At 71.5% G+C, this 23,777-nt stretch carries 22 protein-coding genes and 1 rRNA gene; 16 read left to right on the plus strand and 7 right to left on the minus strand.

Annotated features, from left to right (window positions below; translation table 11 throughout):
• Positions 1 to 6: 6 nt before the first annotated feature.
• Positions 7 to 123, plus strand: a 5S ribosomal RNA gene (rrf, locus tag ACLJQM_RS47440).
• Positions 124 to 243: 120 nt separating this feature from the next.
• On the opposite strand, the gene ACLJQM_RS47445 is transcribed toward rrf, so the two are convergent.
• Positions 244 to 1,968: a hypothetical protein gene (locus ACLJQM_RS47445; RefSeq protein WP_410636580.1), complete on the minus strand. Its 1,725-nt coding sequence runs from the start codon at positions 1,966 to 1,968 to the stop codon at positions 244 to 246.
• Between ACLJQM_RS47445 and ACLJQM_RS47450 the strand changes: the two genes are divergently transcribed.
• From ACLJQM_RS47450 to recN, 6 genes are all read left to right on the plus strand, one after another.
• Positions 1,933 to 2,589, plus strand: coding sequence for a hypothetical protein (locus ACLJQM_RS47450; protein WP_410636581.1), 657 nt, complete (start codon positions 1,933 to 1,935; stop codon positions 2,587 to 2,589). The genes ACLJQM_RS47445 and ACLJQM_RS47450 overlap by 36 nt on opposite strands.
• The gene (locus ACLJQM_RS47455) at positions 2,582 to 3,547 is read left to right on the plus strand and encodes an HAD-IIA family hydrolase (RefSeq protein ID WP_410636582.1); all 966 of its coding nucleotides are present in this window, start codon (positions 2,582 to 2,584) and stop codon (positions 3,545 to 3,547) included. Before ACLJQM_RS47450 ends, ACLJQM_RS47455 begins: the two co-directional genes overlap by 8 nt.
• Before the next feature lie 17 nt (positions 3,548 to 3,564).
• Positions 3,565 to 3,762, plus strand: a complete 198-nt coding sequence (locus tag ACLJQM_RS47460; protein WP_247021542.1) for a hypothetical protein — start codon at positions 3,565 to 3,567, stop codon at positions 3,760 to 3,762.
• 4 nt (positions 3,763 to 3,766) lie between these two features.
• On the plus strand, positions 3,767 to 4,594 hold the full coding sequence (locus tag ACLJQM_RS47465; protein WP_410636583.1) for a TlyA family RNA methyltransferase: 828 nt from the start codon (positions 3,767 to 3,769) through the stop codon (positions 4,592 to 4,594).
• A complete protein-coding gene (locus ACLJQM_RS47470; protein ID WP_247021546.1) occupies positions 4,591 to 5,517 on the plus strand; it encodes an NAD kinase in 927 nt (308 codons plus the stop codon). The genes ACLJQM_RS47465 and ACLJQM_RS47470 overlap by 4 nt, the downstream gene beginning before the upstream one ends.
• Positions 5,518 to 5,606: 89 nt before the next feature.
• Positions 5,607 to 7,388: a DNA repair protein RecN gene (gene recN / locus ACLJQM_RS47475; RefSeq protein ID WP_247025065.1), complete on the plus strand. Its 1,782-nt coding sequence runs from the start codon at positions 5,607 to 5,609 to the stop codon at positions 7,386 to 7,388.
• A gap of 6 nt (positions 7,389 to 7,394) precedes the next feature.
• On the opposite strand, the gene ACLJQM_RS47480 is transcribed toward recN, so the two are convergent.
• Complete coding sequence (locus ACLJQM_RS47480) at positions 7,395 to 7,835, minus strand: MarR family winged helix-turn-helix transcriptional regulator (protein ID WP_410636584.1); 441 nt, start codon at positions 7,833 to 7,835, stop codon at positions 7,395 to 7,397.
• 66 nt (positions 7,836 to 7,901) lie between these two features.
• On the opposite strand from ACLJQM_RS47480, the gene ACLJQM_RS47485 reads away from it, so the two are divergent.
• The 4 genes from ACLJQM_RS47485 (at position 7,902) to ACLJQM_RS47500 (ending at position 12,290) form a co-directional block, all read left to right on the plus strand.
• On the plus strand, positions 7,902 to 8,888 hold the full coding sequence (locus ACLJQM_RS47485) for a zinc-binding alcohol dehydrogenase family protein (RefSeq protein ID WP_247021550.1): 987 nt from the start codon (positions 7,902 to 7,904) through the stop codon (positions 8,886 to 8,888).
• Positions 8,885 to 10,060: a DUF1266 domain-containing protein gene (locus tag ACLJQM_RS47490; protein ID WP_410636585.1), complete on the plus strand. Its 1,176-nt coding sequence runs from the start codon at positions 8,885 to 8,887 to the stop codon at positions 10,058 to 10,060. Before ACLJQM_RS47485 ends, ACLJQM_RS47490 begins: the two co-directional genes overlap by 4 nt.
• Positions 10,061 to 10,158: 98 nt before the next feature.
• On the plus strand, positions 10,159 to 11,343 hold the full coding sequence (gene steA, locus ACLJQM_RS47495) for a putative cytokinetic ring protein SteA (protein ID WP_360771998.1): 1,185 nt from the start codon (positions 10,159 to 10,161) through the stop codon (positions 11,341 to 11,343).
• A complete protein-coding gene (locus ACLJQM_RS47500) occupies positions 11,340 to 12,290 on the plus strand; it encodes a copper transporter (RefSeq protein ID WP_360771996.1) in 951 nt (316 codons plus the stop codon). Before steA ends, ACLJQM_RS47500 begins: the two co-directional genes overlap by 4 nt.
• A gap of 26 nt (positions 12,291 to 12,316) precedes the next feature.
• Here the strand turns inward: ACLJQM_RS47500 and ACLJQM_RS47505 are convergent, their stop codons facing one another.
• The 4 genes from ACLJQM_RS47505 to ACLJQM_RS47520 form a co-directional block, all read right to left on the minus strand.
• The gene (locus ACLJQM_RS47505) at positions 12,317 to 14,068 is read right to left on the minus strand and encodes a glycosyl hydrolase family 18 protein (RefSeq protein WP_410636586.1); all 1,752 of its coding nucleotides are present in this window, start codon (positions 14,066 to 14,068) and stop codon (positions 12,317 to 12,319) included.
• A gap of 122 nt (positions 14,069 to 14,190) precedes the next feature.
• On the minus strand, positions 14,191 to 15,456 hold the full coding sequence (locus tag ACLJQM_RS47510; RefSeq protein ID WP_410636587.1) for an alginate lyase family protein: 1,266 nt from the start codon (positions 15,454 to 15,456) through the stop codon (positions 14,191 to 14,193).
• A gap of 92 nt (positions 15,457 to 15,548) precedes the next feature.
• Complete coding sequence (locus ACLJQM_RS47515; protein ID WP_329045286.1) at positions 15,549 to 16,256, minus strand: aspartate/glutamate racemase family protein; 708 nt, start codon at positions 16,254 to 16,256, stop codon at positions 15,549 to 15,551.
• Positions 16,253 to 17,674, minus strand: coding sequence for an NCS1 family nucleobase:cation symporter-1 (locus ACLJQM_RS47520; RefSeq protein ID WP_410636588.1), 1,422 nt, complete (start codon positions 17,672 to 17,674; stop codon positions 16,253 to 16,255). Before ACLJQM_RS47520 ends, ACLJQM_RS47515 begins: the two co-directional genes overlap by 4 nt.
• Before the next feature lie 138 nt (positions 17,675 to 17,812).
• Between ACLJQM_RS47520 and ACLJQM_RS47525 the strand changes: the two genes are divergently transcribed.
• From ACLJQM_RS47525 to ACLJQM_RS47540, 4 genes are all read left to right on the plus strand, one after another.
• The gene (locus tag ACLJQM_RS47525) at positions 17,813 to 18,475 is read left to right on the plus strand and encodes a GntR family transcriptional regulator (protein WP_247021564.1); all 663 of its coding nucleotides are present in this window, start codon (positions 17,813 to 17,815) and stop codon (positions 18,473 to 18,475) included.
• 205 nt (positions 18,476 to 18,680) lie between these two features.
• Positions 18,681 to 19,832 (plus strand): acyltransferase, encoded by a 1,152-nt coding sequence (locus ACLJQM_RS47530; protein WP_410636589.1) that lies wholly within the window; start codon positions 18,681 to 18,683, stop codon positions 19,830 to 19,832.
• A gap of 89 nt (positions 19,833 to 19,921) precedes the next feature.
• Entirely contained in the window at positions 19,922 to 21,622 is a 1,701-nt protein-coding gene (locus ACLJQM_RS47535) for a CTP synthase (protein WP_360771978.1), read from the plus strand.
• On the plus strand, positions 21,619 to 22,248 hold the full coding sequence (locus tag ACLJQM_RS47540; RefSeq protein WP_410636590.1) for an NUDIX domain-containing protein: 630 nt from the start codon (positions 21,619 to 21,621) through the stop codon (positions 22,246 to 22,248). The genes ACLJQM_RS47535 and ACLJQM_RS47540 overlap by 4 nt, the downstream gene beginning before the upstream one ends.
• Before the next feature lie 21 nt (positions 22,249 to 22,269).
• Here ACLJQM_RS47540 and ACLJQM_RS47545 read toward each other — a convergent pair whose 3' ends face one another.
• A complete protein-coding gene (locus ACLJQM_RS47545; RefSeq protein ID WP_410636591.1) occupies positions 22,270 to 22,764 on the minus strand; it encodes a DUF1707 domain-containing protein in 495 nt (164 codons plus the stop codon).
• Between the two features lie 92 nt (positions 22,765 to 22,856).
• Between ACLJQM_RS47545 and xerD the strand changes: the two genes are divergently transcribed.
• Entirely contained in the window at positions 22,857 to 23,759 is a 903-nt protein-coding gene (gene xerD, locus ACLJQM_RS47550; protein ID WP_410636621.1) for a site-specific tyrosine recombinase XerD, read from the plus strand.
• Positions 23,760 to 23,777 lie beyond the last annotated feature (18 nt).

The raw sequence follows: 23,777 nt of genomic DNA on the forward strand, positions 1-23,777 counted from the left end.
GAGTGTTTCGGTGGTTTTAGCGTCAGGGAAACGCCCGGTCCCATTCCGAACCCGGAAGCTAAGCTTGACAGCGCCGATGGTACTGCAACCGAAGGGTTGTGGGAGAGTAGGACACCGCCGAACTTACCTTCCGTACGGCCCGTTAGGATAGCCAGTTGGCTGCCCTAGCGGGCCGTACGTGTATGTCCAGAACAAGATTTTTCCACGGCAGGAGGCCAGGTGTCCGAGTTCGGTCGACGAGACTCAAGCGATGATGGGTCCGGCCGATCGGCACGCCGGGACGAAGGCTCCCGGGACCGGTCGGACGCACCCCGGGGAGACCGGCGCGGTGCGCGCCAGGACCGCGGCGGCCGCGACGGCGGACACCAGGGCCGGCCTCGCCGCGACGACCACGGAGTCCGCGGCGGCGGCAAGCCCTTCCGCGGCGGCGACGGTCCCCGTGACCGCGACCAGCGCGGAAGCGGCGCAGGTCAGAGCCGCGAGGGCGGCCGCAACTTCAGCGACCGCGACGACCGCCGCGGCAGCAGCTCCGGCAACCGACCGAGCAGCAGCGGTGGCTACGGCGGCCGCAGCGCCGGTGACCGTGATGACCGTCGGGGCAGCTCCGGCAACCGACCGAGCGGTGGCGGCTACGGCGGCCGGGGCGCCGGTGACCGTGACGACCGCCGTGGCGGTAGCGGCCGGGATTCCGGTCGGCCGAGCGGCGGCGGGTACGGCAACCGCGACTCCGGAAGCCGGCAGGGCAGCGGCGGTGGCGGGTACAGCGGCCGCAGCACGGGTGACCGCGATGACCGGCGCAGTGGTGGCTACGGCAACCGTGACTCCGGTGGCCGCGACGATCGTCGCGGTGGTGGGTACGGGAGCCGCGACTCCGGAAGCCGGCAGGGCAGCGGCGGTGGCTACGGCGGCCGCGACTCCGGTAGCCGGCAAGGCGGCAGCGGCGGCTACGGCAATCGTGACTCCGGTGGCCGGCAAGGCGGTGGCTACGGCGGCCGCGACTCGGGCAGCCGGCAAGGCGGCGGTGGCTACGGCAACCGTGACTCGGGTAGCCGGCAGGGCAGCAGTGGCGGCTACGGCGGCCGGGATTCCGGTCGGCCGAGCGGCGGCGGGTACGGCAACCGCGACTCCGGAAGCCGGCAGAGCAGCGGCGGTGGCGGGTACAGCGGCCGCAGCAGCAGCGACCGTGACGACCGGCGCAGCGGTAGCTATGGCGATCGTGACTCGGTCAGCCGCGGTGGGTACGGCAACCGGGACTCCGGTGGCCGTGACGACCGTCGTGGTGGGTTCAAGGACCGTGACTCCGGTAGCCGGCCGGGCAGCAGCAGCGGCGGCTACAGCAGCCGCAGCGGCGGTGACCGTGACGACCGGCGCAGCGGTGGCTACGGCAATCGTGACTCGGGGAGCCGCGATGATCGTCGCGGTGGTGGGTACGGGAGCCGCGATTCCGGTCGGCCGAGTGGCGGCAGCAGCTATGGGGACCGTGACTCGGGTAGCCGCGGTGGGTCCGGCAACCGGCCGGGCGGTAGCGGTGGCTTCAGCGGCCGCAGCAGCGGTGACCGCTACGAGAACCGTGGTGCCGACAGCCGCAGCGAAGGCAACCGCAGCGAAGGCAACCGCAGCGAAGGCAACCGCAGCGAAGGCAACCGCAGCGAAGGCAACCGTGGCTCCGACGACCGCGCCGCGCGGCCGCAGGGCAAGGCTTCCTACGGTGACCGCAAGCCGCGGTGGGAAGACCGTGGGGCTCGGTCCGGTGGGGACTTCAAGCGTCGGGACGACGAGCGCGGCTCCGGCAAGCGCTTCGACTCGCGGCCCAAGGTCGGCGCCGCACTCGATGACGAGGCTCTCGCCAAGGAACTGCTCGAGGCTCCCGAGCTTCCCGAAGACATCGAGTTCTCCGACCTCGACGAAGACGCCCGTCGCGAGCTGAGGACCTTGCCGAAGGGGCTGGCCGAGACCGTCGGGAAGCACCTCGTCGCCGCCGGTGGGCTGCTCGACAGCGATCCCGAGGCCGCGCTCGAACACGCCAAGTACGCCAAGGCCAAGGCCTCGCGCGTGCCGATCGTGCGCGAGGCGCTCGGCCTGGTCGCCTACCACATCGGCAACTGGTCCGAAGCCCTCTCCGAGCTGCGGGCCGTCCGGCGGATGACGCGGACGGACGACCACATCGCCATCATCGCCGACGCCGAACGGGCGCTTGGGCGGCCGGAGCGTGCGCTGGACCTGGCGAAGGAGGTCGACACCGCGAAGCTGGCGAAGGCCACTCAGGTCGAGCTCGCGATCGTCGCCGCCGGGGCACGGCGGGATCTCGGGCAGCTCGACGCTGCCGTCGTCTCGCTGCAGGGCGACGACCTCAAGGCCGAGAAGCGCGAGCCGTGGAGCGCTCGCCTCTTCTACGCCTACGCCGACAACCTCGCGGCCGCCGGGCGTGAGGAAGAAGCCGTGCGGTGGTTCCTCAACTCGGCCGAGGCCGACGAGAACGACGAGACCGACGCCGCCGAGCGGGCCGCCGACCTGGCGAACGGGCCGAAGGACAAGGCCGCGGCGGAAAAGGTCACCGAGGAAAAGGACACCGAAGACACCGATGAGTGACGCCTTGCTCGCGGCGTACGACGCCGTCCTGTTCGACCTCGACGGCACCGTCTACCACGGCGCCCGGGTGATCCCGGGCGCCCCGGAGACGGTCCGCGCGGCCCGCGAGCACGGCACACCCGTCCGGTTCGTCACGAACAACGCCTCCAAGGCGCCCGAAGAGGTCGTCGCGCACCTCACCGGCCTCGGCATGCCCGCCGGCGTCGACGAGGTGCACACCAGCGCCCAGGCCGGCGTCGTCCTGCTCAAGGACCGGCTCGAGCCCGGTGCCGAGGTCCTGGTCGTCGGCACCGGGTCGCTGGCCGCCGAGGTCGCCGGGGCGGGGCTCGAGCCGGTGCGGGAGAACGGGGACGACGTCAAGGCGGTCGTCCAGGGACACTCGCCCGACAACACCTGGGCCGCGCTCGCCGAGGCCTGCCTGGCCATCCGCGCGGGTGCGCTGTGGGTCGCCTGCAACGTCGACGCGACCCTGCCCAGCGAACGCGGCCTGCTGCCCGGCAACGGCTCGATGGTCGCCGCGCTGCGCACCGCCACCGACGTCGAGCCGCTGGTCGCCGGGAAGCCGCAGCCGCTGCTGTTCGAGACCGCGGCGCGGTCGGCGGGCGCGGAGCGGCCCCTGGTCGTCGGCGACCGGCTCGACACCGACATCGCCGGCGCGGTCGCCGCGGGCATCGACTCGCTCGTCGTGCTCTCCGGGGTCGCGACGCCGCGGCAGCTGATCGAGGCCGTCCCCGCCGAGCGCGGGACATACCTGGCGAAGGACCTCACCGCGCTCACCGAGTCGCCCGAGGACCTCAAGATCGGGCCGCGCCCGGGCTGGTCGGTCACCACGGAGAACGGTGTCCTTCACGCGACCGGCGACGGCGACGACCTCGACCTGCTCCGCGCGCTCTGCCACGCGGCCTGGGAGACCGGTGTCACCGAACTCGGCGAGGACACGAAGGCCCGGCTCGGCTGACTGCTACCGTTCGCAACGTGCAGGATCATCCCTACCCCGTCCCGGGCCCGCCGCCCGGTTCGTTCTCGCCGCAGACCGACCCGCGCGCCGGCATCGACGAAGCCGTCGCCGGGCTGGACGACCTGGACGCGTTGCCGCTCGCCGAGCACGTCGAGCGTTTCGACGCCGTGCACACCGAGCTGACCGTCGCCCTGTCCAGCATCGACAAGGTCTGAGCCCGTGCCCAAGCGGGCCCGCCTCGACGCGGAACTGGTTCGGCGCGGCCTCGCCCGGTCGCGCGAACAGGCGTCGGCCCTGATCACCGGCGGCAAGGTCACCGTCCGCGGCATGGTCGCGAGCAAGCCCGCCACCGGCGTCGAGACCGACGCGCCCATCGTCGTCAAGGACGAGGACGACCCCGGCTGGGCCTCGCGCGGCGCGCACAAGCTGCTCGGCGCGCTGGAAGCCTTCACGGAGCTGAGCGTCGAAGGCAAGCGCTGCCTCGACGCCGGCGCTTCCACCGGCGGCTTCACCGACGTCCTGCTGCGCAACGGCGCGGCGACCGTGATCGCCGCCGACGTGGGCCGCGGCCTGCTCGACTGGCGGATCCGCACCGACGAACGTGTAGTGGTCATGGACCGCACCAATGTTCGCAACCTCTCTCCCGACGACCTCGGCGGCCAGGTCGACGTCGTCGTCGGTGACCTCTCGTTCATCTCGCTCAAGCTCGTGCTGCCCGCGCTCGCCGCCTGCGCGCGCGAAGGCGGCGAGCTGGTGCCGATGGTGAAGCCGCAGTTCGAAGTGGGCAAGGACCGGCTCGGCAGCGGCGGGGTGGTCCGCGACCCGGAGCTGCGTGCCGAATCCGTGCTGACGGTGATCGACGAAGCCGCGAAGCTCGGGCTCACGCTGCGCGGGGTGACCGCGAGCCCGCTGCCGGGGCCGTCCGGGAACGTCGAGTACTTCGTGTGGCTGAAGAAAGATCACGTGGCCGAGTCCACTGTGGACGCGGTAGACAGGTCTGAGGCCGAGCGGCTCGTCCGAACCGCCGTCGAGGAAGGGCCCGCATGACCACGGAACGTGAAGTGCTCCTCATGGTGCACCCCGATCGCGAGGCGACGGGCGAGGCCGCGCGCGAGGTTTCGGCGCGCTTCGCCAAGGCAGGCATCCGGATCCGGGTGATCGAGCACGACGTCTGCGCGCTGATCAACCCGGACGAGCACGGCGTCGGCGCGACCTGCACCGTCGTCGACCCGGACGACAACCCGGCCGCCGGCGTCGAGCTCGTCTTCGTCCTCGGCGGCGACGGCACGCTGCTGCGCGCGGCCGAGCTGGCCCGCACCGCCGGGGTGCCGGTGCTGGGCGTGAACCTCGGGCGCGTCGGCTTCCTCGCCGAGGCGGACTCCGACGCGCTGGCCGACACCGTGCAGCGCGTCGTCGACGGCGATTACCAGGTCGAAGAGCGGATGACCATCGACGTCACGGTCACCCACGCCGGCGAAGAGGTCGCCCGCACCTGGGCGCTCAACGAAGCCAGCGTCGAGAAGAGCACCCGCGAGCGGGTCCTCGACGCGCTGATCGAGGTCGACGGCCGCCCGGTGTCGGCCTTCGGCTGCGACGGTGTGCTCTGCGCCACACCGACCGGTTCGACGGCGTACGCGTTTTCGGCGGGCGGCCCGATCATCTGGCCGGACGTCCAGGCGCTGCTGGTCGTGCCGAGCAACGCGCACGCGATGTTCGCGCGGCCGCTGGTCGTCTCGCGGAACTCGGTGATCACGGTCGGGATCGACCCGGACGGCTCGCCCGCCGTCCTGACCTGCGACGGCGGCCGGCTGATCGAACTGCCGCCGGGGGCTCGCGTGCGGGTCACGTGCGGCACCACCCCGGTGCGGCTGGTCCGCTTGTGGGACGGGCCGTTCACGGATCGGCTGGTGCAGAAGTTCTCCCTGCCGGTGAAGAGCTGGCGAGAGCGCCACGCCCGTCCGTGCGAATGACACCGTTCGACGCTTAATTCGAACATATCGGCGACTCGCCGGGGTCCCGGGCGCGCAGAGTGTCGGTGGTGGCCGCTACGGTAGGCGGCGTGCTGGCCGAGATGCGCATCCAGGGCCTCGGAGTCATCGAGGACGCCCTGCTGGAACTGCACGCGGGCTTCACCGTCGTGACCGGTGAGACGGGTGCCGGGAAGACCATGGTCGTCACCGGGCTGCACCTGCTGTCCGGGGGCCGCGCCGAGGTGTCCAAGGTCCGGACGGGAATGCTCAAGGCGTTCGTGGAAGGGCGGTTCACCTACGCCGGCGTCGAAGGCGCCGAGCGGATCGTCACCGATTCGGGTGCCGACGTGGACGAGGACGGCAGCGTGATCGCGCTGCGGGCGGTCGCTGTCGACGGGCGTTCGCGCGCGCACCTCGGCGGCCGGTCCGTGCCGGTCGGCGTGCTCGCGGAGCTGTCCGAACAGCTGATCGCGGTGCACGGGCAGAACGACCAGCTCCGGCTGCTGCGCCCGGCCGAACAGCGTGCGGTGATCGACCGGTTCGCCGGGGACGCCGTGACCAAGCCGCTGACCGCCTACCAGGAGGTCCGGGCGGAGTGGCTGGCGGTGATCGCCGAGCTGACCGAGCGGTCGACGCGCTCGCGGGAGATGGCCCAGCAGGCCGACCTGCTCAAGCACGGGCTCACCGAGATCGACGCCGTCGCGCCCGAGCCGGGCGAGGACGTCGAGCTCACCGAACAGATCAAGCGGCTCGCGGCGGTCGACGAGCTGCGCGCGGCCGCGACCGAAGCGCACAGCGCGGTTTCCGGTTCCGCCGACGGCGATCCGGACGCTCCGGGCGCGGCCGGCCTGGTCTCCGAAGCGCTGCGGCGGCTCTCGACGTCCGAAGACGCCGTGCTGCGTGACCTGGCGCCGCGGCTCGAGGAGGCGTCGGTGCTGCTCGCCGACGTCGGGGCCGAGCTGGGCAGCTACGTCGAGACGCTGGACGCCGACCCGGCGCTGCTGGAAAAGGTCCTGGCCCGCCAGGCCGACCTCAAGCGGCTGACCCGCAAGTACGCGGCGGACGTCGACGGCGTGCTCGCCTGGGCCGACGACGCCCGGCGCCGGCTGGAGTCGATGGACACCTCGGAAGAGGCGCTGTCGGGGCTGGCGCTGCGGCGTGACCAGCTCGGGGTGCAGCTGGCCGCGCACGCCGCCGAGGTGTCGGCGGCTCGCGAAAAGGCCGCGGCCGAGCTGGCCGCGGAGATCACCCGGGAGCTGTCCGGCCTCGCGATGGGGCAGGCGGCGATCGAGGTGACGGTCGAGCAGCGCCCCGCCGAACACGGTGACACGCACGCGCTGACCATCGACGGCCGCGCGGTGCACGCGGGCGCGGACGGCGTCGACGACGTCGAGCTGCTGCTGCGGGCGCACGACGGCGCCCCGCCGCTGCCGGTGCACAAGGCGGCGTCGGGCGGCGAGCTGTCGCGGGTGATGCTGGCGATCGAGGTGGTCCTGGCGCACGCGGACACGGTGCAGACGCTGGTGTTCGACGAGGTCGACGCGGGTGTCGGCGGCCGTGCGGCGGTCGAAATCGGGCGGCGGCTGGCGCGGCTGGCGCGCACCCACCAGGTCCTGGTGGTGACGCACCTGCCGCAGGTAGCGGCCTTCGCCGACCAGCACCTGGTGGTGGACAAGGGCCACAGCGGCGGCGTGACGCGCAGCGGCGTGAAGAACCTGAAGCAGGCCGAGCGGGTCAGCGAGCTGGCCCGGATGCTGGCCGGGATGGACAACGAGACCGGGCGGGCGCACGCGGAGGAGCTGCTGGCCACCGCGGAGAAGGACAAGACCGAGTTCGCGCCGAAGCGCAAGCGGGCGGCGAAGAAGAAGTAGCGGCGGTCAGTCCAGGTCCGCGGTGATGCCGCGGAACACCTCCGCCAGCGTGCGTGCCTGCTCGCGGTCGACGTGGTCCGCGAAGTGCCGCTGCACCCCTCGCACGTGCGTGGGCCACGCCGCCTCCAACGCCGCGAGGCCCGCCGGAGTCAGCACCACCAGCGTGGACCGGCGGTTCGCCGGGTCCGGCTCGCGGCGCGCGTACCCCGAGGACTCGAGGCCGTCCACGATCCGGGTCAGGCCGCTCGCGCTGTGCACGAGCGCGCCGGCCAGGTCCTTCATGCGCAGCCGCCGGTCCGGGGCCTCCGAAAGCTGGACCAGTGCGTCGTACGTGCGGTGCGACATCCCGTGCTCCGCCCGCAGTTCGGCGTCGAGCACACGAAGCAGCAGCGCCGACGAACGCAGGAAGCCGCGCCAGGCCGCGTCGTGGTCTCGGGACAGGCTCACCCCGGGAATACTACTCGCACGGACAGTTGTTGTGCGGACTGTTCGCTTGCGAAGAAAGGACCCAGGATGCGCGCGGTGGTACTCCGAGAACCCGGCCCGGTCGAGAACCTCGAGCTCGAGGACCTCCCGCTGCCCGAGGTGAAACCCGGCTGGGTCCGGATCGCGGTGAAGGCGTTCGGGCTCAACCGCTCCGAGCTGCACACCCGGCTCGGGCTGGCCGACGGCGTCACGTTCCCGCGCGTGCCCGGGATCGAAGCCGTCGGCGTCGTCGACGCCGGGGACGGGTTCGAACCGGGGCAACAGGTCGCCACGATGATGGGCGGGATGGGCCGCACCTTCGACGGCGGCTACGCCGAATACACCCTCGTCCCGCGCGGGCAGGTCATCCCGTTCCGCTCGGACCTGCCGTGGGAAGTCCTCGGCCAGGTCCCCGAAACGCTCCAGACCGCGTACGGCTCCCTCACCACCGGACTCGACCTCCGGGCCGGGCAGACGCTGCTGATCCGCGGCGGCACCTCGGCCCTCGGGTTCGCCACCGCCGCACTGGCGAAGGACCTAGGCGCCACCGTCTTCGCCACCACGAGGCAGCGGGACCGCCTCGAAACGCTGCGCGAACACGGCGTCGCCCACCCGCTCCTCGACGACGGCGACATCGCGCGGCAGGTCCGCGAGATCGTCCCCGGCGGCGTCGACGCGGCCCTCGAACTCGTCGGGACGCCGACCCTGCCGGACACCCTGAACGCCACCCGCGTGCACGGGACCGTCTGCTTCACCGGCATGCTGTCGAACCAGTGGACGATCAAAGATTTCTATCCGATCGGTTACCTTCCCGCCGGGGTGCGGTTGACCGCTTATGGTGGTGAGGCGGACGACCTGCCCGCCCCCGTCCTCCAGCGCCACCTCGACCGGATCGCCGACGGCGAAACCAGCCTCGGCCCGGCCAAGGTGTACGCCATGGACGAGATCCGGCAGGCGCACGACGACCTGGAGCACAACCGGACGGCGGGCAAGCTCGTCGTGCTGACCGGCCGATCGGAGGGAGCCGCCCCGTGATCCTGCCGCCGCCCGCCGATGTCGAAGCCCAGCTCGCCGCCGCACGGCGGGACGGCGACCTCGACCGCTACCTGGGGCTCCTCGCCGGCGAGGAGCTGTTCGTGCCGATCCGGCGGGTGGACGCGCGCAGCATCCTCGACGAGCGGGCGGAGACGTTCCCGAACGTCTACTTCGAGACCGGCGGAGACGAGTTCCTGCAGGTCTTCACGCGCGGCGCGCTGCCCGACTTCGGCCCGGACGTCGTGGCCATGAGCGGCGCGCTGGACTGGGCGGTCGACGGCGTCGGGCGGCACGAGCGGGTCGTGTTCAACCGCGGCACCCGCGGCGAGTGGCGGCTGCCCGGAGCGACGCTGCAGCCGTGGCTCGACGCGCACCTCGACGACGTCACGCCGCTGGAGGAGCAGGTCGAACGGCTGATCACGGCGCCGTACGGGCACCTGGAGGGGCCGATCGCGCACGCGCTCGCCTGCGGCGCCCACCTGGCGGTGCTCGAAGCGACGCCGTGGAACGTCCTCGACGCGCGCTTCCACGACTACGTCGCCGAGGTCCGGAGCCTGCGGGACTGGTGGGGCGTGGCCGACCCGCCCGGCTGGCGCGCGGAGATGACCCGGCTGATCGGAGACGGCTACGCGCTGACGCCCGGCAACCTCGTGCTCATGCTGCGGCTGCGGTTCGCCGCCGAATACGGGCTGCCGGGCGGCGAGTTCGACCCGCTGACCTGGGCCGGGCTGGTGGACCGGTGGTGCGCGGAGAACGACGCCGCCGACCAGGCCGACGAGCTGCGCCACACCGTCCGGCGCGTGTCCCGCTACGAGCAGCGGTTCCGCGCCGACGGGCTGATCGACGCGGACGGCTTCGTCACGACGGCGTTGTCCTGGGACGTCGGCCGGGCGATCGCCATCGCCCGCGCCGGGCTGGCGGCCGGCTACTGCGACGCGCTCACCGCCGAGCTGATGGTGCTCGAAGCCGGTTCGCTGGCTCGCCGCTACCACCAGTCATGGGCCGACCTGTCGGCCGGGTACGTCATGGGCCGGGTGCTGCACGCCGACGGCGACGACTTCGGCGACTGGTACCCGGCGACCGTGCGGGTCCACCACCAGCTCCTTCAGGACCCGGCGAGCCCCTGGCTGAACCTCGGCTTCGGTTCGCTGTCGGAGGAGTCCGAGGCCTGACCCGCGCGGGGGAGGGCGACGGGGGTCACCACAACGGGTCACAGCGGCTACGGCGTGGCGTACCTCGTCCCACGAGCAAATTTGTCACCATCGGCCACATGAAGCTCACCGGCCTGCTCACGCGGAACCAAGAACCCCTCCCGGGGATCACCGGGGTCGCGCGGGTCGACCGCCGCACGCGGGAGCTCCTGCGCCGGCTCAGTCCGGGCGACATCGTCGTGCTCGACCAGCTGGACCTCGACCGCGCGACGGCCGACGCGCTGGTCGAGGCGGAGGTCGCCGGCGTGGTCAACGCGTCGCCGTCGATCTCCGGCCGGTTCCCGAACATGGGCCCGGAAATCCTCGTCGCGGCCGGCATCCCGCTCGTCGACTCGGTCGGCGGCGAGCTGCTGCGCACGATCAAGGACGGCACGAAGCTGCGGTTGCACGACGGCGTCGTGTTCGTCGGCGAGCGGCAGGTCGCGTCGGGCATCGAGCAGAGCGCCGACAGCGTCGCCGACCAGATGATCGAGGCCAAGGCCGGGATGTCGACGCAGCTCGAGGCGTTCTCGGCCAACACCATCGAGTTCCTGCGCCGCGAGCGCACGCTGATCCTCGACGGCGTCGGCGTGCCGGAGCTGAAGGTGTCGATCCGCGACCGGCACGTCCTCGTCGTGGCGGGCGGCAACGGGCACGCCGAAGACCTCAAGAAGCTCAAGAAGTACATCGCCGAGCACCGCCCGGTGCTGGTCGGCGTCGACGCCGGCGCGGACACCCTGCGCGTGCAGGGCTACAAGCCCGACGTCATGGTCGGCGACCCCACCGGCATCGGCACCGCCACGCTGCGCGGCGGCGGCGAGGTCGTGGTGCCCGCCGCGCCGGACGGGCACGCCCCCGGTGTCGAGCGGATCCAGGACCTCGGCATCGGCGCGGTGACGTTCCCCGCGTCCGGCAACGCCGAAGACCTCGCGCTGCTGCTGGCCGACGCGCACGGCGCGAGCCTGGTCGTCACCGTCGGGTTCCAGGCGACCCTGCGCGAATTCCTCGACCACGGCCGGTCCGGCTCGAACCCGTCGACGTTCCTGACCCGGCTGAAGCTCGGCACGAAGCTCGTGGACGGGAAGGCGGTGGCGACGCTGCACCGCAGCCGGGTGTCGATCGGCGCGGTGGTGCTGCTCGTGCTCGCCGCGGTCGTGGTGGTCGCCGCGGCCCTGCTGGTGTCCGACGTCGGCTCGGTCTACCTGGACTGGCTCCGGCACACCTGGAATTCGCTCGCTGCCTGGGTCAAGGGATTGTTCACGTGATTTCGCTGCGCTACCACGTCGTTTCCATCGCCGCCTGCTTCCTCGCGCTGGCCGTCGGCGTCGTGCTCGGCTCGACCGCGCTGAACGGCACGCTGCTGTCCGGGCTGGCGGGGGAGAAGAAGGACCTCGGCAGCCAGGTTTCCGACCTCGAGGCGCAGCGCAACGCGCTCAACGCCCGGCTCGCCGACGCCGACGCGTTCGCCGGCTCGATGGGCCCGAAGGTCGTCGCCGGCGCGCTGGACAAGCGGACCGTGGTGCTGGTGACCACCGACGACGCGCGCCCGGCCGACCGGGACGCGCTCAAGCAGCTGATCGGCCAGGCCGGCGCTACGGTGACCGGCGAGGTCCAGCTGACGCCGGCGTTCGCCGACCCCGACAAGGCCGACCAGCTCCGCGACGTCGTCACGCGGCTGCAGCCGGCCGGCTCGAAGTTCCCGACCGCGGGCGACTCCGGCACCCTCGCCGGCGCGCTGCTCGGTTCGGTGCTGCTGCTGGACAAGACCACCGCGAAGCCGCAGTCCTCGGGCGAGGAGCTCGCGGCCGCGGTCGGCGGGCTCACCGACGGCGGGTTCGTCAAGGCGGGCGGCGACGTCAAGCCGGCCCAGCTGGCGATCGTGCTGACCGGCGCCCAGTCGACCGGCGACGGCGCGGGCGACCGCGCGGCCACGATCGGCCGCTTCGCCACCCAGCTCGACCGCTCCGGCGCCGGCACGGTGCTCGCGGGCGACGCCGGTTCGGCCGAAGGTACCGGCGCGCTCGGCGTCGTCCGCGCGGACACGGCGTCGACGTCCATCTTGTCCACTGTGGACAACGTCGATTCCTCGGCCGGCCGGGTCAGCACGATCCTGGCCCTGAAGGAACAACTCGACGGCGGGGCCGGCCGGTACGGCATCGCCGGCAACGCCCAGGCCCCGGCGCCGGGGGTCACCAACCCCGCCGGCAACTGACCGCACGACCAGCCGCGGCAGATCCCTCAGCCGGCCAGCCAGAGGGCGGGGACGTTGGGCGGTTCCCAGCCCACCAGTGAGGTGTGGCCCTGGCGGCACGTGTACGTGATGCCGTTGTAAGTCACCTTCGCGCCCGTGGCGTACGCCGTGTTCGGGGCCCAGGCGGGGATCGACGGCGGTGTGGTGGGCGTGGTCGTCGTCGGTGTGGTGGGCGTGGTCGAGGTCGTGGGGGCGGTGGTCGGAGTGGTGGGGGTGGTGGTCGGCGGGGGCGTCGAGCAGTTCGGCGTCGATGCTGCGAGGCCGTTGACCACCGCGTGGAACAGCGTCGAGCCCGGGTCCAGGTCGTAGAGCGAGAACATCATCGCGCCGCCCAGGCCGGTGCAGTGGATGTAGTCCGTGCGGGCCTTGACCGACTGCGCCGACGAGCCGCCGTAGAAGCTGACGCCGTCGTAGAACCAGGCCGACTGCGTGACCGGGTCCCAGTACGTGTCCGCCGGGTTGTCGACGACGCCGGAGAGCTCCTTGTACATCGCGACGCCGGGGACGTTGCCGCTCGACGGGTGGCCGGGCGACGGGCCCGAAGCCGGCTGGTAGAGGCCGTGGTTCGAGCCGGCAGGCACGTCCGTCCAGCCGCGGTAGTAGAACGGGATGCCGAGTGTCAGCTTGGCCGCCGGGAAGCCGCCCGGGATGCCGTACGCGCCGTTGCCGTTCAGGTAGTCCTTGACCACCGAGTCGATCGTGTACTTCTCGGTGCCCGGCGGGATCGTGCCGGACGGGTCGTTCGGCGACGAGTACAGCGGGTCCTGGAAGTTCGTCGGGCCGGTCGCGTCCCACGCGCCGTGCATGTCGTAGGTCATCGCGTTGCCGAAGTCCAGGTACTGGCCGATCCGGTCGGTCTGGATCTTCGCGATCTTGTCCTGGCCGCCGGGCAGGGCGGCCGAGAGCGCGTAGTGCTTGCCGCCCAAGGCGTCCAGCTCGCGGTGGAACTCCGCCATCAGCGCGGTGTAGTTCGCCGTGTCGGCTGCGCTGTAGTGGTTGCCGAGGTGCCCGGTCGGCGAACCCGGGTACTCCCAGTCGATGTCGACGCCGTCGAAGATGCCCGCCGCGGTGCCCGGGCCGCCGTAGCCGCCGGACGCCGGGAGGTTGCCCTTGATGAACATGTCCAGGCACGAGCCGACGAACTTCTTGCGCGACGCGTCGGTCGCGGCGGCGTCGGAGAAGTACTTCGAGTAAGTCCAGCCGCCGATCGACAGCAGCACCTTCAGGTTCGGGTGCTTGGCCTTGAGCTCCTGCAGCTGGTGGAAGTTGCCGGCGATCGGCTGGTTCCAGGTGTCGGCGGTGCCGTCGACGCTGATGTCGGAGCCGAACGTCTTCTGGTAGTCGGCGAACTGGTCCTCGGCGCCGTCGCCGGCGTTCGGGTCGTTCTCGCCGCCCGGGTCCGGCGTCGTCGCCTTCGTGGTTTCGAAGCAGGTGAGGTTGGCGGGGTCGATGGTCTCGAAGTCGTAGAGCAGGTAGTCGAGGTTGCCGGCGATCGCGTCGACGTTCTTCAGGTAGTAGGCGTTCTGGTAGATGGACCACTGGTCGTAGTAGGCGATCCGGACCCCGCCGGAGCCGGCGGCGGCCGCCGGGGGTGCGGCGGGGCCGGCGGCGGTGAACGCGCCGACGACGAGCGCGGCCGCGGCGGCGGCGAACACGGCGGATCTTCGCTGCATGGGTGTCTCCTCGCGCAGGCGGACGGCCCTCTCCCGGGCCGCGACGGCGCGGGAGAGGGCGTCCACGACGGTTCCTTCACGAGCGGGTCCGGCCCCGGTCATGAATGTGCGCGCGCGGGCACCGAGTGTCAATGCTTTGGACTAGACCAATCAGGGAAACGGTGCGCTATGCGGTGTCGTGTCCGGATTTACTTCAGCGGCGGGTCCAGCGGGAAGCAGGAAACGCGCGCCGGCCACGTGTCCCCGCCCGCGGGCAGCGGCATCTGCTTCACCGCCGCGGCCGCGTCGGTGTCGTGCGCTTCCTCGGCCGCCGCGTGGAAGATGTCCGCCGCGATCGACTGGTCGAACACGCCGATCTGCTGGTGCGGCCAGGCTTGCGCGCCGTGCAGGGCGCCCGGGATCAGCTGGTCGACGACCTTCCGCAGCGTGACGCCGTTCGAGGCCCGGTACTTCCAGACGTCGACGCCGAGGTTCTTGCCCACCTCGGCCATCCGTCCCCACGCCGTGAGGTTGAAGTTGACGTAATGCCACGACATCGTGCGCGAGAGCTCGAGCGGCTGGCTGCCGTCGGCGGCGAACTGCACCGGGAACCGCTTCTTCTCGGCGTCCAGAACGATCTTCCGAGCTGCGTCCTTCTGGCCCAGGTACGCCGAGATCGCCGCGTTCTGCATGTCGAGGAACGTGCCGTGGTTGTTGGTGGCGGCCAGTTCCAGCTTCGCCTGCGGGCTGGTCTGCATCCACGTCAGGTACTGGCCCAGCCACGCCTCGATCCCCGCGCGGTCCTGGCCGGTCCAGCCCGGCGCGCCGCCGTCGAGCAGCGCGAACGCGTCCATCAGCTGGCTGAACGACTGCGTCGAGTCGATGATCCCGGTGCCGCTGACCGTGTCCTTGCACGGGATGATCTGGGAGTACGTCATGTTCGGGTTCATCCGCGTCGCCGGGTCGAGGAACCACGTCCGGATGTCCAGCGCTGCCCGGTTCGCGTACTTCGCGTCGCCGGTGTAGTACCAGGCGAGCGAGAGGTGGTACATCGCGTCCCACGCCCACATCCGGTACGTGTGGTCGGTGATCGCGTCGGCCTCCGGGTTGCGCTGGCCGTCCTTGCTGACGTACGGGCAGCCCTGCGGGTTTTCCGGCGTCTTCGGCCGGCTCGCCCACCAGTAGGGCGCCTGGCTCGTGTAATCGTGCTTGTTCCCGCTCGGCGGCGCGGACGGCTTGTCCATGACCGACCACGGCCCGGCGGTCAGAGCCGTGTTCGCTTTGTCCAGCACGGCTTTCAGCGCGTCCCGCTGGGCTTGGGACGCGTGGCCGGTGCGGATCGCCTGCTTGATCCCGGCGAGCTTGACGCCGTCGGTGACGATCGTGTGGGGTGGCGCCGCGGCGGCCGCCGTCCCGCTGACCGGGACCAGGAGCAGGCTCGCGGAAACCGCCAGCGCGCCTAGGGCTTTTCGCACGTCGACCGCCTTCCGGGGACGTCGGAATCCCCATGTCGTCACCGGGCGGCGGTACGGCTGGGGAGGATTCTGACGTCCCCGTGCGGCGGGTGTCAATCGGGCCAGGTGCGGCGCTTGTCCAGCGGGCGCGCGTACGAACCCGCGCGGCTCGTCTTCAACCCCAGCGCCACCAGGGATTCCGCGAGCCGGACCGCGGCCGCGACGCCGTCGATGACCGGGATGTCCAGCATCGTCGCGATCTTCCGGTCCAGCCCGGTCATCCCGGCGCAGCCCAGCACGAGCACCTCCGCGCCGGCGTCCCGCGCGCGGCGGCCGGCGGTGAGCAACGCCGATTCCGTGCGGCGTTCGTCCGTCAGCTCCAGCACACCGAGCCCGGCGCCGGTGACCGTGACGCAGTTCTGCGCGACGCCGGCGGCGTGCAGGCTGTCCTCGATCAGCCCGCACGTCCGGTCCAAAGTGGTCACCACGCCGTAGCGCCGGCCGAGCAGGCAGGCCAGGTGCGCGGCGGCTTCGGTGATGTCGACGACCGGGACGTCCAGCAGCTCGCGGGCGCCCTCGCGGCCGTGCTCGCCGAACCCGGCGAGCACGACGGCGTCGAACGGCTCGTCCAGGCCCCGCAACAGGTCCAGCACGGCCGCGGCGGACAGGAAGCTGTCCAGCCAGCCCTCGGCCGACTCCGGGCCCCAGCGCGGCGTCCTGGCGAGGATCTCGGTGCCGGGACTCGCGGCGGCGCGGGCCCCGGCTTCGATCTCCTTCGTCATCGCTTCGGTGGTGTTGCAGTTGGTGACGACGATCCTCATCGGTGCTTCCTCGAGACCGCGAAGTACAGCAGCGCCGACGACGCCGTGCCGATGAACCACGAGTACGGCGCGGCCGGGGCGAAGAACGGCACCAGCGCGATCACCGCCGCCAGCGCGGCGGTCGGGAAGAACGTCACCAGCGCACGCGGGTTCACCCGCGGGTAGATCCCGTCGGCGACGAAGAGCTGGGCGACGTCGACCTTGCCGCGCCGGATCAGGTAGTAGTCGACGATCATGATCCCGAACAGCGGGCCGAGGAACGCGCCGAGGCCGCCGAGGAAGTAGTTGACCACCGTCGGCGAGGAGTACAGCTTCCACGGCAGCACGCACAACGCGGCCACCGCGCTGATCAGCCCGCCGACGGTGAACGAGATCCGCTTCGGCCAGATGTTGGCCAGGTCGTAGGCGGGGGAGACGAAGTTGGCGACGATGTTGACGCCCATCGTGGCGATGGCGAAGGTCAGCGCGCCGACGATCAGCACCGGCGTGTTGTGCACCTTCGAGAGCAGCTCGGCCGGGTCGGTGATGGCCTCGCCGAACACCTGCATGCTGCCCGCGGTGACGATCACCGACAGCAGCGCGAACGCCGTCGAGTTGATCGGCAGTCCCCAGAAGTTGCCGCGCTTCACCGTCTTCTGGTCCGGGGCGTTGCGGGAGAAGTCGCAGAAGTTCAGCATCAGCGTGCCGTAGGTGGCCAGGATCAGGCCGGCGGCGCCGAACCACTGCCGGATCTGCTCGCCGGTCGAGAGCTGCTTCGGGCTGCTGGTCAGGGAAATGTGCCAGTTGCCCGCAGCGAGGATCCAGACGGCGAGCGCGATCATCACGACCCAGATCGCCGGACCGCACCAGTCCTGGAACTTGCGCACCGACTCCATGCCGCGGGTGAGGATCAGCGCCTGGACCGCCCACAGCGCGACGAAGCAGATCCAGCCGAGCGCGTGCAGGCCGAGGAAACCGTGCTCGGTCAGCGGTTTCAGGCCCGGGTCGATGGCGAGCACGAGCAGCGTGATGGCGACGCTGGCGAGGTAGGTCTGGATGCCGTACCAGAAGATCGCGATGATCGCGCGGATCAGGGCGGGCAGGTTGGCGCCGAACGTGCCGAAGCTGATCCGCGCGACGACCGGGAACGGCACGCCGGTGCGCTGGCCGATCCGGCCCATCAGGTTCATGCCGGCGTAGATGATCACGAAGCCGAACAGGAGGGCGGTGAACACCTGCCAGGCCGAAAGGCCGAGCACGAACAGGCCGGCGGCGAAGGTGTAGTTGCCGAGGTTGTGCACGTCGGACATCCACAGCGCGAAGATGTCGTAGACCTTCCAGCGGCGTTCCTTCGCGGGGGCGAGGTCTTCGTTCCAGAGCCGGGGGTCTGGGGGTGGGCTCGTCTCTTGCTGGGATTCGGTGAGCGGGGCGGCGGTCATGCTTGCCTCCGATCGACGTGCAGCGACGGCGATTTGGGATACCAAAATTTGGCATCCCAAATATCACCCTCGGGTCCGCCGCCGTCAACCCTCCGGTCCGTAAACTCGTGTTACGAGCTTGTTGAAGAGAGGGGACCGGTGACGACGGCGAGCGAGCGGCAGCCCCTGGCGGCCACCCGCCAGCGGGTGCGCGACGAGCTGCGCGAACGGATCCTGACCGGCCGGCTCCGCCCGGGTGACCGGCTGGTCGAGCGCGAGCTGGCCGAGGACCTCGGCGTCTCCCGTGTGCCGGTCCGCGAGGCCATCCGCGCGCTCGAGGCCGAGGGGTTCCTCGTCGAGCAGTCGGCGCGCCGGATCGTCGTCCGGCAGCTGGCGCGCGTCGACGTCGAGGAGCTGTTCGACGTCCGGGAGGCGCTCGAAGGGCTGGCGGCCGGGCTGGCGGCGTCGCGCGCGGGTGCGGCGGAGCTGAAGCGCCTCGGCCGCGTCCTCGCCGACGCGGCCCGCGCGACGGCTCGCGGGGACGCCGCCCGGATCACCGTGCTCAACTCGCGCTTCCACGACGAGATCGTCGCCATCGCGGGCAACGCACTGCTCACCACGATGCTCCAGCCGCTGGAGGGCAGGCTCCGCTGGCTCACGAGCCAGAACGAGCACTGGGCCGACCTGCTCGACGAGCACCGGCGGCTGTACGAGGCGATCGCGTCGGGCGACGCCGAGCGGGCGAAGGCGTCCGCGGTCGAGCACGTGCGCGTCAACCGGGACGTCACGCTGCGCTCGCTCTTTCCGCAGGTCACAGCTTGATGACGAAGGTCACGCTGCGTACCGGAGAACTCACGCGTTAACATGATCGCCGGGAGATCGCTCCCTGAGTGGAAGTGGCATATCCGACACGCCCCAGGAGCCCGCTCAACAGGCGCTTCCCAGTGGCTTCATGGGAAATTCACAGAATGGGTGGCAAGTCTGACAACGTGAACCACGCCGACGACGGTGCCGGAACGGCGGCACGATGACGACTGCCCAGGCCACTCTCGAAGCCCCCGCCCGCCTCGCGAGACAGCGAGGGAAAGCGCCGTACCTGCACCAGATCGACCTCTTCCGGTTGATCACGTTCGCGTGCGTGATCCTCATCCACGTGGTCGGCGCCACGAACTTCGCGCAGGACGTCGGCGCCAACGCCGTCGAGACGCCGCTGCACTTCACCCGTGAGGCGTTCTTCGCGCTGACCGGCTTCGTGCTGGTGTTCCAGAACCGCGGCCGCGAGATCACCCCCGGCGACTTCTGGCGCAAGCGCCTGCCGCTGGTCGCGACGCCCTACCTGGCGTGGACGATGTTCTTCTGGGCCTTCTCGCTGGTCACCGGGACGCAGCAGCCGGACTCGCTCGAGGCGTCGATGCGCTTGCTGCTCAAGGACCTCGTCACCGGCGGTGCCTGGTACCACCTGTACTTCCTGCTCGTGACGATGCAGGTGTACCTGCTGTTCCCGGTGCTGATCAAGCTGCTGCGGGCGACCGCGGGCAAGCACAAGTGGCTGCTGCTCGGCAGCGGGGCCGTGCAGGTCGGCGTCACGCTGTTCATGACGTACCAGCCGTTCGGCGTGAGCTACGAGACGATCACGCACCTGTACGCCACGATCCTGCCGTACCAGTTCTACACGCTGTTCGGGGCCGTGGTGGCCTTCCACTTCGAGACCGTGCACGCCTGGGTCGGCCGGCACCGGCTGCTGCTCGGCGGCGCGCTCCTCGCCGTGCTCGCCGGCACCGAGTGGTACTACCTCCGCACCGTCCACAGTGGAACGTTCCCGCAGGTGGCCAGCGACCCGTTCCAGCCGTACCTGATCCCGTGGTTCCTCACGGTGATCGCGGCGATCTACGCGTTCACCACGTGGTGGGCCGCGCGCCGCCGTGAAGGCAGCCGGGGCGCCCGGGTGGTGTCGTGGGCGGCGAACCGGTCGTTCGGCATCTTCCTCGTCCACCCGCTCGCGCTGGCCCTGCTCGGGCCGGTGATCCCGCACGTGGCCGAGCGCTTCGGCGCGCCGTGGCTGAGCGCGGTCATCTACCTCGCGACGATCGCGCTGACGATCGCCATGGTGGAGGTGCTCCGGCGGCTGCCCGGTAGCCGCGCGCTCACCGGCCGTCCCCGGCTGAAGGTCGCCGCCTGAGTAGCCCGACAGGGTGGTCAGGAGCACAAAAGACAGTTCGGGCATGTCACAACGAGCGGATCCGCAGGCTTGGGATATGCTGGCGGCCCGTGGGACTTCAGTCACGGGCTACCAAGTACGTTTTTGTCACCGGAGGCGTCGCCTCCTCTCTGGGTAAGGGACTCACGGCTTCGAGCCTGGGACAACTCCTTACCGCGCGCGGGCTTCGCGTCACGATGCAGAAGCTCGATCCGTACCTCAACGTCGACCCCGGGACGATGAACCCGTTCCAGCACGGTGAGGTCTTCGTCACCGACGACGGTGCGGAGACCGACCTCGACATCGGGCACTACGAGCGCTTCCTCGACCGCGACCTCGACGGCAAGGCCAACGTCACGACCGGTCAGGTCTACTCCGAGGTGATCGCCAAGGAGCGCCGCGGCGAATACCTCGGCGACACGGTGCAGGTCATCCCGCACATCACCGACGAGATCAAGGCCCGGATCACCGCGGCCGCCGAGCCGGACGAGTCCGGCCAGGCTCCCGACGTCGTCATCACCGAGGTGGGCGGCACGGTCGGCGACATCGAGTCGCTGCCGTTCCTGGAGGCGTGCCGCCAGGTCCGCCACGACGTCGGCCGCGACCACTGCTTCTTCCTGCACGTCTCGCTGGTGCCGTACCTGGCGCCCTCGGGCGAGCTGAAGACGAAGCCGACCCAGCACTCGGTCGCCGCGCTGCGCAACATCGGCATCCAGCCCGACGCGCTGGTCTGCCGGGCCGACCGGGAGATCCCCGAGGACCTCAAGCGCAAGATCGGCCTGATGTGCGACGTCGACACCGAGGCCGTCATCGCCTGCCCCGACGCGCGGTCGATCTACGACATCCCGAAGGTGCTGCACGGCGAGGCGCTCGACGCCTACGTCGTCCGCCGCCTCGGGCTGCCGTTCCGCGACGTCGACTGGACGGTGTGGGGCGACCTGCTCGACCGGGTGCACAACCCGAACGAGGTCGTGCGGGTCGCGGTCGTCGGCAAGTACATCGACCTGCCGGACGCCTACCTGTCGGTCACCGAGGCCCTGCGCGCGGGCGGGTTCGCCCACCGCGCCAAGGTCGAGATCGTCTGGGTTGCCTCCGACGACGCGCAGACCGCGTCCGGCGCGGCGTCGGTGCTGTCCGATGTGGACGGTGTGCTGATCCCGGGCGGGTTCGGCATCCGCGGCATCGAGGGCAAGGTCGGCGCGATCGAGTACGCCCGCACCCGCGGCGTGCCGCTGCTCGGCCTGTGCCTTGGCCTGCAGTGCATGGTCATCGAGGCCGCGCGGAACCTGGCCGGCATCGAGGACGCGGGCTCGTCGGAGTTCGACGAGAACACCGAGCACCCGGTGATCTCGACCATGGCCGACCAGCGCGACGTCGTCGCGGGGGAGCGGGACATGGGCGGCACCATGCGCCTGGGCGCCTACCCGGCGAAGCTCAAGCCGGGTTCGCAGGCCGCGAAGGCCTACGGCAGCACCGAGGTGTCCGAGCGGCACCGGCACCGCTACGAGGTGAACAACGCCTACCGCAAGCAGCTCTCGGACGCGGGCCTGGTCTTCTCCGGCACTTCCCCGGACGACCACCTCGTCGAGTTCGTCGAGCTGCCCGCCGAGGTGCACCCGTTCTTCGTCGGCACGCAGGCGCACCCCGAGCTCAAGAGCCGCCCGACCCGGCCGCACCCGTTGTTCAGCGCGTTCGTCAAGGCCGTGGTGGACCGCAAGGTCGCCGAGCGGCTCCCGGTCGAGCTGCCCGAGGCCCCGGTGGCGGCCCGGTGACCGCGCCCGGCGAGCACGAGTTCAGCGTCGCGGCCAGCCGCGACGTCCACATCGGCCGGGTCGTCGGCCTCCGGATCGACGAGGTCGTCATGCCCGGCGGCGACACCGCGACCCGCGAGGTGATCGAGCACCTCGGCGCGGTGGCGATCGTCGCGCTGGACGACGAGCAGCAGGTCACGCTCATCCACCAGTACCGGCACCCGGTCGGGCACCGGCTCTGGGAGCTGCCCGCCGGCCTGATCGACCACCTCGGCGAGGACCCGGTCGGCACGGCGAAGCGCGAGCTCGTCGAGGAGGTCGGGCTGGCGGCTTCGGACTGGGTGACCCTGGTCGACGTCGCGGCGTCGCCCGGCTTCACCGACGAGGTCGTGCGGGTGTTCCTGGCCCGCGGACTGTCCGATGTGGAGCGTGACGTGCTCGGCGAGGAGGAGGCGGACCTGGTGATCCGCAAGTTCCCCCTCGCCGAGGCCGTGCGGATGGCCCTGGCGGGCGAGCTGGTCAACGGCGCCACGGTGTCCGGGGTGCTGGCCGCGCACGCGGTGCTCACCGGCGCGGGCGCGGCCCGGCCGGCGGACGCCCCGTGGGAAGACCGCCCGACGGCGTTCGCCAAGCGCAAGGAAGCCTGAGCTGCCCGGCTGCGCCCCGGTTCAGGGGCGCAGCCGGCGGCCTTCGGCGTCCGTGCCGCCGTTGACCAGCAGCACGATGCCGTCGATGATCGGCCACAGGATGCCGACCCCGGTGCAGAAGGTGGCGAAGAGCTGGGCGATGCCCAGGCCGGTCTGGCCGGTGTAGAACCGGCCGACGCCGAAGGGCAGCACGATCTGCAGCACCCCGGCCACCGTCTTCGACCGGTGCGAGTACACCGCGGGCGGCGGCCCGTACGGCATCGCCACGGGCATCGAGGGCGGCGCGTACACCGGCACCGGCATCGGTCCCGGTGGCGGCCCGAAGAAGCCCGGGTGCGGATGCGGCAGGTCGCGGAACAGCGGCCGCAGCTCGCCCAGCGTCGTCGCCGCGTAGGCGTCCGTCACCCGCGTCTCGTACTCGACCGGCGTGATGCGGCCCATGCCGAAGTGATCGGCGAGCAACCTCGCCGCCTCCTCACGCTCGGCGGTGCCGATGCGGAGTTCGTCGGACCCCATGGCTCCAAGGTAACCGAACGGGGTTTCTGCCGGGTCACGAGCGCCGCGCGGCCTAAGGTGACGGCGTGGCAGCCCCGGGCAGCACGGACGGCGTGATCGCCGCGTACCTCGACCACCTGGTCGTCGAACGCGGGACCGCGCGCAACACCCTGGACAGCTACGCCCGCGACCTGCGCCGGTACGCCGCGCACCTCGACGGCGCGGGCATCGGGAAGATCGCCGACGTCACCCCGGCGCACGTGACGTCCTTCGGCGCCGCACTGCGCGAAGGCGACGAGGACCACAAGCCGCTGGCCGCGTCGTCGGCCGCGCGGGCCCTGGTCGCCGTGCGGGGCCTGCACAAGTTCGCCCACGCCGAGGGCCTCACCGAGCACAACCCGGCCCGCGAGGTCCGCCCGCCGACGCCGGCGAAGCGGCTGCCCAAGGCCCTGCCCGTCGACGACGTCCTCCGGCTGCTGGAGACCCCGCCGCCGGACGGCGAACGCCCGCTGCGCGACCGGGCGCTGCTGGAGCTGCTCTACTCGACCGGGGCCCGGATCTCCGAAGCGGTCGGCCTCGACCTCGACGACGTCGACGACGCCGAGCGCACGGTGCTGCTCGACGGCAAGGGCGGCAAGCAGCGGCTGGTCCCGATCGGGCGGCCCGCGCTCGCCGCGGTGCACGCCTACACCGTGCGCGCGCGGCCGGCGCTCGCCGCGCGCGGCCGGGGCACCGCGGCGCTGTTCCTCAACGCCCGCGGCAGCCGGCTTTCGCGGCAGAGCGCGTGGCAGGTCCTCAAGGACACCGCCGGCCGCGCCGGGATCGCGGCCGTCGTCTCGCCGCACACGCTCCGCCACTCCTTCGCCACGCATCTGCTCGAGGGCGGCGCCGACGTCCGCGTCGTCCAGGAACTGCTCGGCCACGCCTCGGTGACGACGACGCAGGTGTACACGCTGGTCACGGTCAACACCCTGCGCGAGGTGTACGCCACAGCGCACCCGCGGGCGTTGGGCTAGACGGCCCTATAGAGCGCG

Source organism: Amycolatopsis sp. cmx-4-83 (genome assembly GCF_046548815.1).
GTDB classification, from domain to species: domain Bacteria; phylum Actinomycetota; class Actinomycetes; order Mycobacteriales; family Pseudonocardiaceae; genus Amycolatopsis; species Amycolatopsis pretoriensis_A.

Bases quoted from the DNA above. Each gene is read 5' to 3' on its own strand.
- steA (WP_360771998.1), top strand. From the start codon at position 10,159: ATGAAGCTCACCGGCCTGCTCACGCGGAACCAAGAACCCCTCCCGGGG.
- ACLJQM_RS47455 (WP_410636582.1), top strand. From the start codon at position 2,582: ATGAGTGACGCCTTGCTCGCGGCGTACGACGCCGTCCTGTTCGACCTC.
- ACLJQM_RS47520 (WP_410636588.1), bottom strand. From the start codon at position 17,674: ATGACCGCCGCCCCGCTCACCGAATCCCAGCAAGAGACGAGCCCACCC.
- ACLJQM_RS47485 (WP_247021550.1), top strand. From the start codon at position 7,902: ATGCGCGCGGTGGTACTCCGAGAACCCGGCCCGGTCGAGAACCTCGAG.
- ACLJQM_RS47545 (WP_410636591.1), bottom strand. From the start codon at position 22,764: ATGGGGTCCGACGAACTCCGCATCGGCACCGCCGAGCGTGAGGAGGCG.
- ACLJQM_RS47515 (WP_329045286.1), bottom strand. From the start codon at position 16,256: ATGAGGATCGTCGTCACCAACTGCAACACCACCGAAGCGATGACGAAG.
- ACLJQM_RS47470 (WP_247021546.1), top strand. From the start codon at position 4,591: ATGACCACGGAACGTGAAGTGCTCCTCATGGTGCACCCCGATCGCGAG.
- ACLJQM_RS47530 (WP_410636589.1), top strand. From the start codon at position 18,681: ATGACGACTGCCCAGGCCACTCTCGAAGCCCCCGCCCGCCTCGCGAGA.